We start from the raw sequence: 13,560 nt of genomic DNA on the forward strand, positions 1-13,560 counted from the left end.
ACGCTGTCAGGATTGGCGCTTGCAGTCCAGACCCCGCGAATGATTATGCGAAGGCTCTGTCCGCAACCGGCATCTATTTCAGAAAGGTGGTGACGGCCTTCACGGTCGCTTCGGGGTTTTCCTCCATGATCCAATGACCGGAATGGGGGATCACGCCCTCCGCCACATTGTCAGCGGCAAAGCGCATAACCGCCGCCATCTGCAGACCGAACGACTTCTCACCTCCCAGGGCCAGGACAGGCATCTTCAGCTTTCCCGAGGTTTCTAGAAACGCCTTGTTGTCGATTGCATCCTGATCGAAGGCCGCAAACTGCGCAAAGCCCGAGTGCATTGCACCTGGCAGCGCATAGAGAGCCGCGTAGTGTTCCCGTGACGCTTCGTCGAATCGCGACGGATCGGCCGAAAACTCGTTCCAGAAGCGATCGAGATATATCCTCTCGCGGCCGGCAACCAGCCGCTCCATATCCGGTCCGCCAAACCTGAAATGCCAAAGCAGAGGGTTCTTCAGAATTTCTTCCCATGGGCCGACGCCCGGCGCCGGGGCATCAATTATGACAAACCTGGACACTTGCTCGGGATGTTGAGCCGCGAACGCGAAACCGACCATGTTGCCGATGTCGTGGGTGACAAGGTCCACACTCCCGACGTTGAGGCTTCGCAGAACCGTTTCGACGTCACCGGCCTGGTTTTTCTTGTCATAACCGCCCGCAGGATGAGACGACAGACCCATACCCCGAAGATCCGGCACGATGACTGTGTGATGCTTCACCATTTCAACCGCGAGCGGTTCCCACATGTCGCCGGTCTCGCCATAGCCATGAAGCATCAGAACGGCGGGACCCGTGCCTGCGACACGGACGTGGATCGTCCCGTCACTAGTCTGCACTTCTCTCATCTCAAAGGACGGCGGGAAGGGCTTGACCGCGGCGCCGGCCGACTGCGTCGCGATCAAAACTGCCGCACAGGCGATTATTCGCATCAACATCGAATTATGTTCCCTATTGTGTATCAATCGGTATATAAAGCTACAGGCCGAAGAGATCGTCAAGGAATAATATACCGACCGGTAAATTATGGAGGCAAAGATGACACTGGGCAGACCTCGAGAGTTCGACACGGAAGCGGCCCTTACCAAGGCGATGCGGCTCTTCTGGCGCAAAGGCTATGAGGGGACGTCGCTGTCCGACCTGACGGATGAAATGAACATTACCCGCCCCAGCCTCTATGCGGCCTTTGGGAACAAGGAGGAGTTGTTTCTCAAAGTACTGGACAGGTACGACCGTGAGACGTCTTCCTTCATCCAGGCAGCCCTCGATGCACCCAGCGCGCGCTCGGTGGCCGAAGGATTGGTCTTTGGAGCCTGCGCCTTCCATTCAGACAAGCACAACCCGGCAGGCTGTTTGATGGTGCATGGCGCGTTGGTGGGTAGCGATGAAAGCGTTGCAATGCGAAAGGAAACCAGCCTCCGGCGCGGCGGCCTGAAGGACCGAATAACCCAGCGTCTCAAGCAGGCGCAGACTGAAGGCGACTTGCCACAGAGCACGGATCCTGCTGCACTTGCGGGATACCTGGTCGCGGTCTTACGGGGGATGGCGGTCGAGGCCGCCAGCGGCGCTAGTCCGGCCGACCTCAAAGGCATCGCAACCGTGGCGATGGCGGCCTGGCCGGGCTAAGGGATCTTCGGCTCATCGCCTGAAATATCGTCGACCGTGGACCCTGGCATAAGTCACCGGCCTCGCCGGGTCATCGCCCGAAAAGGTCAGGTCGCGCTACGCTCAGGCGCTGTACCGTGCGCAAGACTTCGCGCAGATGCGCTGTCATGCGTGCGCCGGCCTGCTTGGCCTCGCCGGCCTCCACTGCCTCGAAGATCGCCACGTGCTGGGCCAGCAGCGTCTCGAGATGGCCGGGCTCGGGCAGGCTGAGATAGCGCACGCGGTCCATCTGCAGCTTGACCACCTGGATGACCCGCCAGCTTTTCGGCAGGCCCGCTTCCTCGCTCAGGCTGCGGTGGAACGCCTCGTCGAGTTCGAGGAACAACTCGCGGTCACCTTCCGCCACAGCTTTCGCCTGCCTTGCGAGATTGGCTCTGGCAGTGGCTAGAAACTCCTGCGAGCCGTGTCCGGCAAGCTTTTGCACAACCGACACCTCGAGCGCCTCGCGAATGAACTGCGCTTCCTCGACGTCGCTCAGCCGGATAGGCGCAACGAAGCTGCCGCGTTGCGGCAGGATGTCGATCAGGCCCTCGTCGGCAAGCCGGATCAGCGCTTCACGCACCGGCGTACGGCTGACACCAAGTTGCTTGGCCAGGTCCTGTTCGCTCAAGGCTTCGGACGGCAGCATCGTCAGGGTCGTAATGGCGCGGCGCAACCGCTCGTAGATCTGCGGTGAGATCGGCATGCGGTTGTTGACCGGCTCCAGCGCCCGCGCCGGTCCGCGCTGACCTTCAGCCCTCGGCTTCGGAGCATTGGTTGGAGAGCTCGGCTCTCCTGAAATTTTGGTCGCCATGACGAACCCGCTGCTGTGATGTCAGTCCACGGCTCCGGTCATGACACCGCCCAGTCCGCAACTCAAGCGTCAAGGCAACGGAGCGTTGACATACTACCATGGTAGTGTGTAGAACGCTCTTGGCTAGGGGAGAGGAGCCGCATGAAAATCACGGACATCAAGGCCACCACTGTTACCGTCCCGCTGGAAGCAGCATTGCGGCACAGCAACGGCACGCATTGGGGGCGCTTTGTCCGGACCGTGGTCGAGGTCGAGACGGATGAGGGGATTGTCGGCCTCGGCGAAATGGGTGGCGGCGGCGCCGGCGCCGAATTGGCTTTCGCCGGCTTGAAGTCCTACCTCGTCGGGCACGACCCGTTCGATCTCAACCGCATGCGCTATGCCATTTGCAATCCGACGGCCTCCCTTTACAACAACCGCACGCAGTTGCACGCGGCGCTCGAATTCGCTTGCCTCGATATCATCGGCAAGAAGCTCGGCGTGCCGGTTTACCAATTGCTCGGCGGGCGCGTGCGCGACCGGATCGGCTTCGCCTCCTATCTCTTCTTCCGCTATGCCGACCGTCGCACCGGCAAGGGCGAGGTTCGCACCATCGAGCAATTGCTCGACCATGCCCGCGCGCTCAAGGCATCGCACGGCTTTTCAGCCCACAAGCTCAAGGCCGGCGTGTTCCATCCCGACTATGAACTGGAGTGTTTCAGGGCGCTCGCGGCTGAATTCCCTGCTGACACGCTGCGCTACGATCCGAACGCTGCCCTGTCGGTCGAAGAGGCGCTACGCTTCGGCCAGGCCGTCTCCGATCTCAGGAACGATTATTTCGAGGACCCGACCTGGGGCTTGGCCGGCATGCGCCGGTTGCGCGAGAAGCTGTCGATCCCGCTGGCCACCAACACCATCGTCATCGATTTCGAACAGCTCGCCACCAATGTGCGCGATCCTGCCGTCGATGTGATCCTGCTCGACACCACCTTCTGGGGAGGCATCCGCGCCTGCGTGCGGGCCGCACAGATCTGCGACACATTCGGCCTCGGCATTGCGGTGCATTCCTCGGGCGAACTCGGCATCCAGCTCGCCACCATGCTGCATCTTGGCGCCGTCCTGCCCAATCTCGTCTTCACGGCCGACGCGCACTATCACCATCTCGCCGACGACATAATCGTCGGCGGTAAGATGCGATACGAGAACGGTGCCATCGCCGTGCCGGAGGCGCCGGGCCTCGGCGTCGAACTCGACCGCGACAAGCTGCAGGAATATGCCGAGCTCTATCGCTCGCTCGGCGGCTATCCCTATGACCGCGATCCCGGCCGTCCGGGCTGGTATCCGCTCTTGCCCAACACGAATTTCGCCGACCATCGAGACGCCGCCGTGCCCGACCTCGGGCTCGGGTGATTTTCGTTCGAATGGCTGACGGGAGGACGCTATGACTTTCAACAGGAGGAGAACGACATGAGCAGAACCAGAATGACTGGCAGGGCCTGGCTTACCGCGGCGCTGCTTTCTTGCACGGCCTTTGCCACGACAGGCGCGCAGGCCGACGACGGCGTCGCCAAGGGCGATACGTCGGGCAAGAAAATCGCCTTCAGCAATTCCTACGCCGGCAATTCTTTCCGCCAGGTGATGATCAAGAGTTTCGAGGAGATGGGCGCCAAGGCCGTGGCCGACAAGCAGGTCGCCGCCACCGCCGTTGTCAGCTCCAACAATTCGGTGACCGAGCAGGCGTCGCAGATCGAGAACCTGATCCTGCAGGGTTATGACGCCATCATCGTGCTTGCCGGATCCGACACCGCGCTCAACGGCGCCATCAAGGATGCCTGCAATGCCGGCATCACGGTCGTGGCCTTTGCAAGCGGCGTCACCGAGCCCTGCGCCTATGTCGTCGACTACAACCTCGATTCCTACGCCAAGGCCGAGCTCGATTTCATCTCGGGCAAGCTGGGCGACAAGCCGGCCAACGTCCTCGAAATCCGTGGCATGGCAGGCGACGGTTTCGACAAACGCCTGCATGAGGGCTTCGTCAAGGCGATGAAAGACCATCCCAGCTACAAGCCTGTCGGCGAGGTCTACGGACAATGGACGGCGACGGTGGCGCAGAAGGAAGTGTCGGGCATCCTGCCATCGCTGCCGCAAGTCGATGCGGTGCTGACGCAGGGCGGCGACGGCTATGGCGCGGCGCAGGCATTCAAGGCCGCCAACAGGCCGCTTCCGATCATCATCATGGGCAACCGCCAGGACGAGCTGGCGCTATGGAAGCAGGAGCACGACGCAAGCGGCTACCAGACCTTCTCGCTCGGCGCGACGCCCAGCGTCTCGCAGGTCGCATTCTGGGTGGCGCAGCAGATTCTGGCCGGCAAGCAGGTGCCGAAATTCGTTGAGGTGCCGCTGCTCCAGATCAACCAGCCCGACCTTGACGCTTGGCTTAAAACCGTTCCCGAGGGCGGCGTGGTCAATGCGGAGTATCCGCAGGAACTGGTGGCCAAGATCATCGACGCCAACGTAAAGAAGGAGCCTCTGCCGGGCGTTCCCGCGCCGAAATGAGCAGCATGGCCGAATGATGAATAATCCCACGCCGCCCGGCACGGACGCAGCACCGAGAGCCGATAGCGACATCGCCTTTATCGAGGTGCGCGATGTCCGCAAAAGCTATGATGCCGTGCATGCCTTGGGCGGCGTGGATTTTCATCTCAAGCCCGGCGAGGTGGTTGGGCTGGTGGGCCACAATGGAGCGGGCAAGTCGACGCTGATGAACGTGCTTGCCGGCACGGTCGAACGCAGCAGCGGCGACTTCAACCTCGGCGGGCATCCGATTGGGCCTTGGAGCGCTGCCCTTGCACAGCAGGCTGGACTACGCTGCATCTTTCAGGAGCTGTCGCTCTGCACCAACCTGACGGCGGCCGAAAATACCCGGATCGTGCACAGGCCGCTGCGCGGCATAGGCTGGCGTCGGCGCGCGCGTCATATGATCGGCCCAGTGTTGGACGAGATATTCCCCGGCCATGGCATCGATCTCGACAGGAAGGTCGCCGACCTGCCAATCGGCGAACGACAGATGGTCGAAATCGCCCGCGCCTTCACCCAGACCGATATCGGGCTGCGCTGCGTCATCCTCGATGAGCCGACATCGGCGCTCGGCCACGAGGCGACGGAACAATTGCTCGCCCATATCCGCCGCGCGGCCGGACGCGGCATCGCCTGCATCCTGATCACCCATCGCCTGAACGAGATCCTCGCCGTCTGCGACCGTACCGTGGTCATGGTCGACGGCAAGGTCGTCGCCGAGCGGCAAACTGCCGGCCTTTCTCGGTCGGCACTGGTCGAGCTGATGGGCAGTATCGAACGGCCGCGCGAGCGGACGGCCGGCAAGATTGCATCCGTGGCGGCTCCGGTCATGCGGCATGCCGGCCGTGACGCAGCAGATCTGACGATCGAGGTCCGCAAGGGCGAGATCATCGGCTTCGCCGGGCTCGACGGCCACGGCCAGCGAGAGCGGCTGCGAGCCATGTTCCATGCCGCGCGTGGCCAACGCCAAGCCCTGCCGGGCGCCTATGTCGCGGGCGACCGGGGCTCGGAGGGCGTGTTCGCGCTTTGGTCGATTGCCGACAATTTGACCATCCGCAGCCTCAATGCGCTGACCCGCGGCGGCATGATTTCGAGCGCCGCGGCCCGTAAGCTGGCCGGCAGCTGGTCAGACAAGCTGAAGGTCAAGGCGCCTTCGATCGATACGCCCATCCTCTCGCTTTCGGGTGGCAACCAGCAGAAAGTGCTGTTTGCCCGCGCACTGGCCTCCGACGCGCAGATCATTTTCCTCGACGACCCGATGCGTGGCGTCGACGTCGGGACAAAGCAGGAGGTCTACCGGCTGATCCGTGCGGAGGCCGAGAGGGGCCGTTCCTTCGTGTGGTACAGCACCGAGCTCGAAGAACTGACCAACTGCGAGCGTATCTATGTCTTCCGCGAGGGGCGCGCCGCGACCAGTTTGGTAGGCGACGCCATCGATACCGGCCGCATCCTGCAGGCGTCGTTCGGAGGCGAGAATGTCTGACGCGGCTGCCCGTGTTCCGGCCCGTTTCTCCTCACAGGCGCGGCCTGCCTTGCTCAATGTCCTGCAGGTCGGCCTGCCGGCGATCGCGCTTCTGGTCATGCTTGCCATCATCTTCAGCATTCGCCCGGCTGCGATGAGCTATTTTGGCGTCCATCTGCTGTTCAAGCTCTCGGTGCCGTTGGTCTTCGCGGCGCTGGCGCAGATGATGGTGATCATGCTGGGCGACATCGACCTGTCGAATGGCGCCTTTGTCGGGCTGATCACCTGTGTCACCGCCCTCTATCTCAGCGATGCGCCGGCCTTCGCCGTGCTGTGCTATCTGGTGCTCGTCGCCGCCTATGCCGGCTTCGGTCTGCTCATCCATTCGCGGCAATTGCCGTCGATCATCGTGACGCTGGGCATGTCCTTCATCTGGCTCGGCATGGCCGTCATCCTGCTGCCGGCGCCGGGTGGATCCGCACCGGCCTGGCTTGCCGCGTTCATGAGTTGGCAGCCCCCTTTGATGCCGCTTTCGATCTGGCTGGCCCTGTTGGCAGCCCTCGCGGGCCATCTCGTCATCTCGCGTTCTTCCTACGGCGCCGTGCTGCGCGGGGCAGGTGGCAATCCGCGCGCTGTCGAGCGCGCCGGATGGTCTGTCATCGGCATCCGCGTCGCGGTCTATGCCGCCGCCGGCGTGCTCGCCTGTCTGGCCGGGCTGACGCTGACCGGCCTCACCACGTCGGGCGACGCCAATGTCGCTCCTGCCTATACGCTGCTCGGCGTCGGTGCGGTCATCCTTGGTGGCGGTTCTTTCACCGGCGGCGTCGTCTCGCCGGTCGGCACGGTGATCGGTGCGCTGACCCTGTCGCTTGCGGGCTCGCTGCTGTCGTTCCTGCAGGTGCCGCCGACATGGCAGATCGGCGCCCAGGGCGTGATCCTGTTTCTGGTGCTGGCCGGGCGCGTGCTTTTGTCGGAGCGGACGCGATGACAAGACGACTGAGCCTCGCGCCGTGGACCTATGGCTTCATCGTGGCGCTCGCAATGTGGGCGGCGACGACGGCGTATTCGGGCTTCGGCAGCGCCGGCGCCACTCTTTCGGGGGCACTGGCCTTCGGCGCCTTCAGCGTTCTTGTTGGAACCGGGCAGATGTTCGTCGTCGCATCCGGTCCAGGCAATATCGATCTGTCCGTGCCGTCCGTGCTGACACTCGCCGCCTATTTGTCGATGACGGTCATGCAAGGGTCGGACGGCATGCTGCTGCCAGGCCTCGCTGCCGCGCTGGCGGTTGGAACTGTTGCCGGCGCTGCGAACTTCCTCGCAATCGTCGCGTTGCGCCTGCCGCCGATCATCGCCACGCTTGCCTGGAGCTTCGTCTTTCAGTCGCTTGCGTACAATCTCGGCGGCCAAGCGACCCTCAAGCCGCCGGCGGGCCTGTCCCGCTTCACCGCGATGAGCCTCGGCGGCGTTCAGTTGATGCCGGTGGCTGTGATGGTGCTGACGCTTGTCGCCATGGTCGCTCTCAAACGCACGGTGTGGGGCCGGCAATTGCTCGCCACCGGCCAGAGCGAGCCGGCGGCAAGGCTGGCCGGCATCGGCGTCGGCCGGGTTCGCCTGGCGGCCTATATGCTGTGCGGAACGACCGCCGCGCTCGCTGGTTTCCTGCTTGCCGGCTTCAGCGGGGGTGCCGCTCTCAACATGGGCGATGCCTATCTGATGGAATCGATCGCCGTTGTTGTGCTTGGCGGTACCAGCGTCGCCGGTGGACAGGCCAACGCAGTCGGCATATGGGGTGCCGCATTGTTCTTCAATCTGATGGCCACCATGCTCAACACTTTCGGCATCCAGGCAGGCGTGCGCTTCCTTCTGACCGGCGCGCTAATCATCCTGATCGTCGCTCTCGTGCCGAGGCCGCGCGTCAGATGACATCCGCCACCGATAAGCTTGCCGACCTGTTCGAGACAAAGGCGGTTTCCTTTGTCGACCTGACCCATCCGATGAAGCAAGGCATGCCGGTGTGGCCGACGCACCCGCATTACTGCCAGGAGTTGGTGGAATCCTACGATCGCGGCGACGTTGCCTGCAACCATGCGCTAGCCATGAGCGAACACACTGGCACGCATTTCGACGCTCCGGTCCATTTCATCCGTGGCGGCGCTGCCATCTCCGACATTCCGGTCGAACGCTTCTTCGGACGCATGGTCACGATCGATGCGCGAGCCTGCCGGCCCCGCCAAGCGGTCGAGCCGGAGCATGTGTTCGCCTTCGAGGCCGAGCATGGCCGCATACGGCAGGGCGATGCCGTGTTCTTCCACTTCGGCTGGGACCGGTTCTGGGACGACCCGGCGCAACACGGCGCTTTTCTCGCGGACTGGCCAGGCCTGTCCCGGCGCACCAGCGAATTGCTGGTCGAGCGCGGTGCGCGCATCGTAGGTTCGGACTGCCTGTCGATCGATTGTTTCGGCGCCGAGGACTTTCCTGCGCACAATACCCTTCTTTCGGCCAATGTCCTGGTCGGCGAGAATTTTGCCCGGCTCGGCGAATTGCCGCCTTTGTGCCTCCTGATCACGCTGCCGCTGCCGATCGAGGGCGGCACCGGATCTCCGCTACGCGCCGTGGCGATGGTCTAGGAAAAGTCCAGCTGAACCTTGAGCGTACGCTGCGGCTCCTGCTCGATCAGGTCGAAGGCGGCCCGCGCTTCCGACGCGGCGAAGACCTGCGTGATCATGCCCTGCGGATCGAGCCGCTTGTCGGCCAGCCATTCAACGACGTGCGGCAACAGCCGGCGGTTCAGGCGGGAACCAACGATGGTCAGTTCCTTGCGCACTACTTCCTGCTGACTGAGATTGGAAGGGGCATCCGAAAAGCCGAGCAAGCCGATGCGGCCGGCCAGACTGGCCAGGCGGCAAGCCTCGTCCAGCAGGGCGGGAATGCCCGCGCCATCGATCACCAGCGTCGGGCCAAGACCGTCATTTTCAGCGCGCACCGCGGCGGGCACCGGGTCGCGTACGGAGTGGATCACCCTGTCGGCCCCGAAGCCAAGAGCGCGCTGGAGACGGGCTTCATCGATATCGGCCACGATGCAGCGGGCGCCCTTGAGCTTGGCCACCTGAAGCACGGTGACGCCAACCGTGCCGGCGCCATAGATCAGCACCGTGTCCTCCGGCCCGCAGCCGGTGCGGTCAAGCACATTGGCGGCGATGGAAAACGGCTCGGCCAAAGCGGCGAGCTCAAACGGCATGTCCTTCGGCACTGGTATGGCGTTCGCCGCGGGCACGGCCACGAAAGAGCGAAAACCACCGTCGCGGTGAACGCCCATCACTTCGAGGTTGGCGCACACATTGGTGCGCCCGATCCGGCATGGATAGCAGTGGCCGCATGACACGACGGGATCGACCACCACGCGGTCTCCCACCGCGACGCCGGTCGCATTGCGTCCGAGGGCCGTCACGGTGCCTGCGAATTCATGGCCGATGACGCGCGGATAGACAGCGAATGGATTGGAGCCGTGCAGGATGTGAATGTCGGAGCCGCAGATGCCGGCACGGCTGACCTGGACGACGATTTCGCCGGCGCCGGGTTCCGGCATGGCAACCGGCCGGATTTCCAGCGCACGCGGCGCGCGGACAAGAACCTCAAACATGGATGCTCCAGCTGGTATGCTAGTCGACAATTGCCCCATGGCTGGCCGATCGTCAAGTTGTTGGGTGCGTGCGGATGAGCGATCGAAGCGGAATTTGGCAACGTCTCCGCGTTCCTGCAGAGGCGGCCGCTTTGCGGTACAAATTAATTGCAGCTGGTCGCGGCCTTCAGCGCTTCCGCGCGTGAAGCTCCGTGCAGATCGGCGATCCGTCGAACGGAAGCGTAAAACCTTGGATAGTCGCCGGAGCACAAGTCGAACAGGCGAAGAAAGGCCGGGACCTGTTCACCGTATACGGCGGTGGCAGCAAGCTTAGCGTTGTTGATCGGTGCATCGAACCAGGCGTCATATCCTCGGTAGCCAGCCCAGCGCCTGTCGCGCAATTGCCGGTAGCGCACGCGCAGCCGGTCGATCGCGGCTGCCTTGGCGGCGGCCATTTGCTGGGGAGCACGAGGACTTCCATAGATCTGGCTCAACTCGTCCCGCGTCTTGGCTATCAGGCCGAGAAAATCGGCCTTGCGCCGGCGATCGGTCTCGTAACTGAGCAAACCGGCCCTATTACCGGCCGCCCGCAGCCACTTCCTCACGCCGGTGGTTTCGACAGTCACCGCGAATGCCTCGTTGAACGCGGAGTCGCCATCTACATAGAGGCGCTGATGCGCAAGCTCATGGAAGACAAGGCTTGCGAGATAGGTGTCGTCCTGGCGCAGCATGGTGCTGAGCAGCGGATCGCTTGACCAGCCGAGCGTCGAATAGGCGGTGATGCCGGTGACGTAGACGTCCAGCCCCTGCCTGTGAAGCTCGACAGCGCTGTCGGTCGCGGCCTTCCGGGAGAAATAACCTCGGTATGGAACGCAGCCAAAGACCGGAAAGCACCATGTGCGTGGCACGAGTGAGAATTGCGGCGCGGCAAACACCGCAAAGGTCACGGCGTCCCGCCCGATATCGACATAGCTGCGGTAGCTGCTGTTGTCAGGCAGGGCCAGTTCGTCGGTGGCGAAGCGACGTATGCTGTCCGCCGCCGATAGTTTGGCGCGCAATGGCTCGGGGGTCGAAGGGTCACGGATGAGTTTGCCGACATTTTTGCGCGCAGCCATGATCCGGGCGTGCCCCTCCAGGGACTGCGCATAGTAGGAAACGCTTGCGCAGCCGGCCGCCCCGGCTGCGATCATCATCGCTACAAGCAGCTGAAGTGCGCGCTTCACTGCCTGCTCCCGCCGGCGTTCCTCGTGCGGCCGATGCGGCATTCGGCATTGTGTTCTCGAAATTGTGATTGCCCAAACCGGTGTCGAGGGGATCGATGGTCGGAGCGCCTGCCGCCAGCAGGGTGGCGCTGGTCATTAGACCCGGCGCCGCAGTCCAGCAGGAGCTTTTCCATGATGAATCTTCCTCCGTCGGCCCGCTTGCCGAACAAGAGACTGCCGTGCCTACGACGTCAAGGTTCCGGGTTGGGCTGGTCCGTGCGCCGCTGCCATTCACATTTCGGCCTTCTGGCTCAAAGGGGCGCCTTGAATAGTAAGCACGCTTATTATATATGCCGCTCATGGTTTCCGACGGTACAGAGAGATTGGGCTTCCTGATCCACGACGTGCAGCGCCTCATGCGCAAGCGCTTCGAGGCGAGAGCCAGTGGGCTAGGGCTTTCTTCGGCGCAATGGCGGCTTCTGGTTCGCGTAGCCAAGGAAGACGGCGTCGCTCAGGCGCGGCTGGCGGAACTGCTCGAAATCGAACCAATCAGCGTTTCGCGCCTGGTCGACCGCATGGAGGAGGGGGGCTGGATCGAGCGCCGTCCTGACGCTGCCGATCGCCGTGTCCGCATGATCTTCCTGACGCCGAAGGCGAGCGAGGCCTACGCGGTAATCAAGAGCATTGCCGGCGAAGTCTATGAGGAATCTCTTGTGGGCGTGAAACCGGAAGACCGTCGGGTTCTCATCGAAGGCCTCGAGGCCATGGTTCGGAACCTGACGGACGACGAGACGTCATCCCTTGATAAATTGAAGAGCACGGAAGGGGCAGCGGCATGAACGCGGCAGCCAAGATAGACGAGAACGTAACGAAGGTGGACATGGAATCGCCGGCCCAGCCTGCCGTCGCCCCGGCGCAGCCTGCTGTCGCTCCAACGCAGCCTGCCGCCGAGCCGGCGCAGCCTGCCGCCCCGGTGGCGGTCGCTCCCCCGGTGCAGCCTGCCCCGATGGCTCCCGTCAAGAAGCGCCGGCCGGGTCGCCTGCTGCTCATGATCGCTCTGCCGGCGGCGCTGGCTATCGGCGGCGGCTACGTCTGGGTCACAGGCGGGCGTTACCAGGAGACGGAAAACGCCAATCTGCAGCAGGCCAAGGTGTCGGTCGCCTCGGATACGGCCGGCCGCATCGTCGAGGTCGACATTGCCGACAACCAGACGGTCAAGGAGGGAGACGTGCTGTTCGCCATCGACCCTGAGCCTTACCGGATCGCATTGGCTCAGGCGGACGCCGCGGTAGCGGTGGCGCGCGTCGGCATCGAGCAGTTGCGCGCCGCCTACGGCCAGGCGATGGCGCAGGAGAAGTCCGACGCCAGCGAAGTCGCCTATGCGCAGTCGCAGTTCGACCGTGCCGCCGACCTAGCCCAGAAGGGCATCAATGCGAAGTCGTCGCTCGACCAGGCCAAGAATGATCTCGACAAGGCCAAGCAGCAATTAGCCGTCGCGGAGCAGGGCATCGTCAGCGCTCGGGCGGCCCTTGCCGGCAACCCGGATATCGAAACCGACAAGCATCCGACGGTGATGGCGGCGCTCGCAGCACGCGACAAGGCTGCCTACGATCTGGCGCGGACCACGGTCAAGGCGCCGGCCGACGGCGTCATTAGCCAGGCCTCTTCCTTCAAGGTCGGCCAATATGTCGGGTCCGGCACGCCGCTGTTCTCGCTGGTCGAGACCGGCGACACCTGGATTGAAGCCAACTTCAAGGAAACGCAGCTGACCCATATGAAGTCCGGCCAGAAGGCCGAGATCGTGGTCGACACCTATCCAGGGCGCACATTCGAGGCCATGGTCAAGGCGATCGGCGCCGGTACCGGAGCCGAGTTTTCCTTGCTGCCAGCGCAAAACGCCACCGGCAATTGGGTCAAGGTCACGCAGCGCATTCCGGTGCGCCTAGAACTGACCGACAATGACGCGAAGATGGCTTTACGCACGGGAATGAGCGCCGCTGTCACAGTCGACACCGGGGTTGCGCGCGGGTTTCCCGCGATATTCGGACACGCCAATGCGGGCGAGGCCAGATAGGCCTTCGGCCGCGAGGCGACACAAATGACAGGATTGGTCCGAGCGGAGGTTGCGAGGGGACAAGGGCCAGATGACCGGACCGCATCGAACATGCGGTTCGCTCCAGCCCTGAACCATTCGATACCGGACCCCCTTGGTCCTT

Annotated in this window: 13 protein-coding genes; 9 read left to right on the forward strand and 4 right to left on the reverse strand. The window is 63.4% G+C overall.

Features of this window, described 5'->3' with window-relative positions; all coding sequences use genetic code 11:
• Positions 1-73 precede the first annotated feature (73 nt).
• Positions 74-985, reverse strand: a complete 912-nt coding sequence (locus LB513_RS04655) for an alpha/beta fold hydrolase (protein ID WP_224662293.1) — start codon at positions 983-985, stop codon at positions 74-76.
• Positions 986-1,085: 100 nt separating this feature from the next.
• On the opposite strand from LB513_RS04655, the gene LB513_RS04660 reads away from it, so the two are divergent.
• Positions 1,086-1,673, forward strand: coding sequence for a TetR/AcrR family transcriptional regulator (locus LB513_RS04660; RefSeq protein WP_224662294.1), 588 nt, complete (start codon positions 1,086-1,088; stop codon positions 1,671-1,673).
• A 70-nt stretch (positions 1,674-1,743) separates the two neighbouring features.
• On the opposite strand, the gene LB513_RS04665 is transcribed toward LB513_RS04660, so the two are convergent.
• A complete protein-coding gene (locus tag LB513_RS04665) occupies positions 1,744-2,505 on the reverse strand; it encodes a GntR family transcriptional regulator (protein ID WP_224662295.1) in 762 nt (253 codons plus the stop codon).
• A gap of 141 nt (positions 2,506-2,646) precedes the next feature.
• Between LB513_RS04665 and LB513_RS04670 the strand changes: the two genes are divergently transcribed.
• The 6 genes from LB513_RS04670 to LB513_RS04695 all read left to right on the forward strand — a co-directional run bounded on the left by LB513_RS04670 (position 2,647) and on the right by LB513_RS04695 (position 9,150).
• The gene (locus LB513_RS04670) at positions 2,647-3,894 is read left to right on the forward strand and encodes an enolase C-terminal domain-like protein (protein ID WP_224662296.1); all 1,248 of its coding nucleotides are present in this window, start codon (positions 2,647-2,649) and stop codon (positions 3,892-3,894) included.
• A 57-nt stretch (positions 3,895-3,951) separates the two neighbouring features.
• Positions 3,952-5,040 carry an ABC transporter substrate-binding protein gene (locus tag LB513_RS04675; RefSeq protein ID WP_224662297.1) on the forward strand — a complete coding sequence of 363 codons (1,089 nt, stop codon included), beginning with the start codon at positions 3,952-3,954 and terminating at the stop codon, positions 5,038-5,040.
• Positions 5,041-5,053: 13 nt separating this feature from the next.
• Positions 5,054-6,544 carry a sugar ABC transporter ATP-binding protein gene (locus LB513_RS04680; RefSeq protein WP_224662298.1) on the forward strand — a complete coding sequence of 497 codons (1,491 nt, stop codon included), beginning with the start codon at positions 5,054-5,056 and terminating at the stop codon, positions 6,542-6,544.
• A gap of 97 nt (positions 6,545-6,641) precedes the next feature.
• On the forward strand, positions 6,642-7,511 hold the full coding sequence (locus LB513_RS04685; RefSeq protein ID WP_411962682.1) for an ABC transporter permease: 870 nt from the start codon (positions 6,642-6,644) through the stop codon (positions 7,509-7,511).
• Positions 7,508-8,446, forward strand: a complete 939-nt coding sequence (locus LB513_RS04690; protein ID WP_224662300.1) for an ABC transporter permease — start codon at positions 7,508-7,510, stop codon at positions 8,444-8,446. Before LB513_RS04685 ends, LB513_RS04690 begins: the two co-directional genes overlap by 4 nt.
• A complete protein-coding gene (locus LB513_RS04695) occupies positions 8,443-9,150 on the forward strand; it encodes a cyclase family protein (protein ID WP_224662301.1) in 708 nt (235 codons plus the stop codon). The genes LB513_RS04690 and LB513_RS04695 overlap by 4 nt, the downstream gene beginning before the upstream one ends.
• Here LB513_RS04695 and LB513_RS04700 read toward each other — a convergent pair.
• Together LB513_RS04700 and LB513_RS04705 are read right to left on the reverse strand one after the other, a co-directional pair.
• Positions 9,147-10,163 carry a Zn-dependent oxidoreductase gene (locus LB513_RS04700; RefSeq protein ID WP_224662302.1) on the reverse strand — a complete coding sequence of 339 codons (1,017 nt, stop codon included), beginning with the start codon at positions 10,161-10,163 and terminating at the stop codon, positions 9,147-9,149. The two genes, LB513_RS04695 and LB513_RS04700, sit on opposite strands and share 4 nt — an antisense overlap.
• 143 nt (positions 10,164-10,306) lie before the next feature.
• Complete coding sequence (locus LB513_RS04705) at positions 10,307-11,335, reverse strand: aminopeptidase (protein WP_263481971.1); 1,029 nt, start codon at positions 11,333-11,335, stop codon at positions 10,307-10,309.
• 368 nt (positions 11,336-11,703) lie between these two features.
• Here LB513_RS04705 and LB513_RS04710 point away from each other — a divergent pair, with 368 nt between their 5' ends.
• Positions 11,704-12,183 (forward strand): MarR family winged helix-turn-helix transcriptional regulator, encoded by a 480-nt coding sequence (locus tag LB513_RS04710; RefSeq protein WP_224662413.1) that lies wholly within the window; start codon positions 11,704-11,706, stop codon positions 12,181-12,183.
• The gene (locus tag LB513_RS04715) at positions 12,180-13,418 is read left to right on the forward strand and encodes an HlyD family secretion protein (protein WP_224662304.1); all 1,239 of its coding nucleotides are present in this window, start codon (positions 12,180-12,182) and stop codon (positions 13,416-13,418) included. Before LB513_RS04710 ends, LB513_RS04715 begins: the two co-directional genes overlap by 4 nt.
• Positions 13,419-13,560 lie beyond the last annotated feature (142 nt).

Origin of the sequence: Mesorhizobium sp. ES1-1, from assembly GCF_020164785.1 — a bacterium.
Lineage (GTDB): Bacteria > Pseudomonadota > Alphaproteobacteria > Rhizobiales > Rhizobiaceae > Mesorhizobium.

Excerpts from the sequence above, each read along its gene's own strand:
- LB513_RS04715 (WP_224662304.1), top strand. The coding sequence starts at position 12,180 with ATGAACGCGGCAGCCAAGATAGACGAGAACGTAACGAAGGTGGACATG.
- LB513_RS04710 (WP_224662413.1), top strand. The coding sequence starts at position 11,704 with ATGGTTTCCGACGGTACAGAGAGATTGGGCTTCCTGATCCACGACGTG.
- LB513_RS04660 (WP_224662294.1), top strand. The coding sequence starts at position 1,086 with ATGACACTGGGCAGACCTCGAGAGTTCGACACGGAAGCGGCCCTTACC.
- LB513_RS04680 (WP_224662298.1), top strand. The coding sequence starts at position 5,054 with ATGATGAATAATCCCACGCCGCCCGGCACGGACGCAGCACCGAGAGCC.
- LB513_RS04695 (WP_224662301.1), top strand. The coding sequence starts at position 8,443 with ATGACATCCGCCACCGATAAGCTTGCCGACCTGTTCGAGACAAAGGCG.
- LB513_RS04685 (WP_411962682.1), top strand. The coding sequence starts at position 6,642 with ATGCTTGCCATCATCTTCAGCATTCGCCCGGCTGCGATGAGCTATTTT.
- LB513_RS04675 (WP_224662297.1), top strand. The coding sequence starts at position 3,952 with ATGAGCAGAACCAGAATGACTGGCAGGGCCTGGCTTACCGCGGCGCTG.
- LB513_RS04655 (WP_224662293.1), bottom strand. The coding sequence starts at position 985 with ATGTTGATGCGAATAATCGCCTGTGCGGCAGTTTTGATCGCGACGCAG.
- LB513_RS04700 (WP_224662302.1), bottom strand. The coding sequence starts at position 10,163 with ATGTTTGAGGTTCTTGTCCGCGCGCCGCGTGCGCTGGAAATCCGGCCG.
- LB513_RS04690 (WP_224662300.1), top strand. The coding sequence starts at position 7,508 with ATGACAAGACGACTGAGCCTCGCGCCGTGGACCTATGGCTTCATCGTG.
- LB513_RS04670 (WP_224662296.1), top strand. The coding sequence starts at position 2,647 with ATGAAAATCACGGACATCAAGGCCACCACTGTTACCGTCCCGCTGGAA.
- LB513_RS04705 (WP_263481971.1), bottom strand. The coding sequence starts at position 11,335 with ATGATGATCGCAGCCGGGGCGGCCGGCTGCGCAAGCGTTTCCTACTAT.
- LB513_RS04665 (WP_224662295.1), bottom strand. The coding sequence starts at position 2,505 with ATGGCGACCAAAATTTCAGGAGAGCCGAGCTCTCCAACCAATGCTCCG.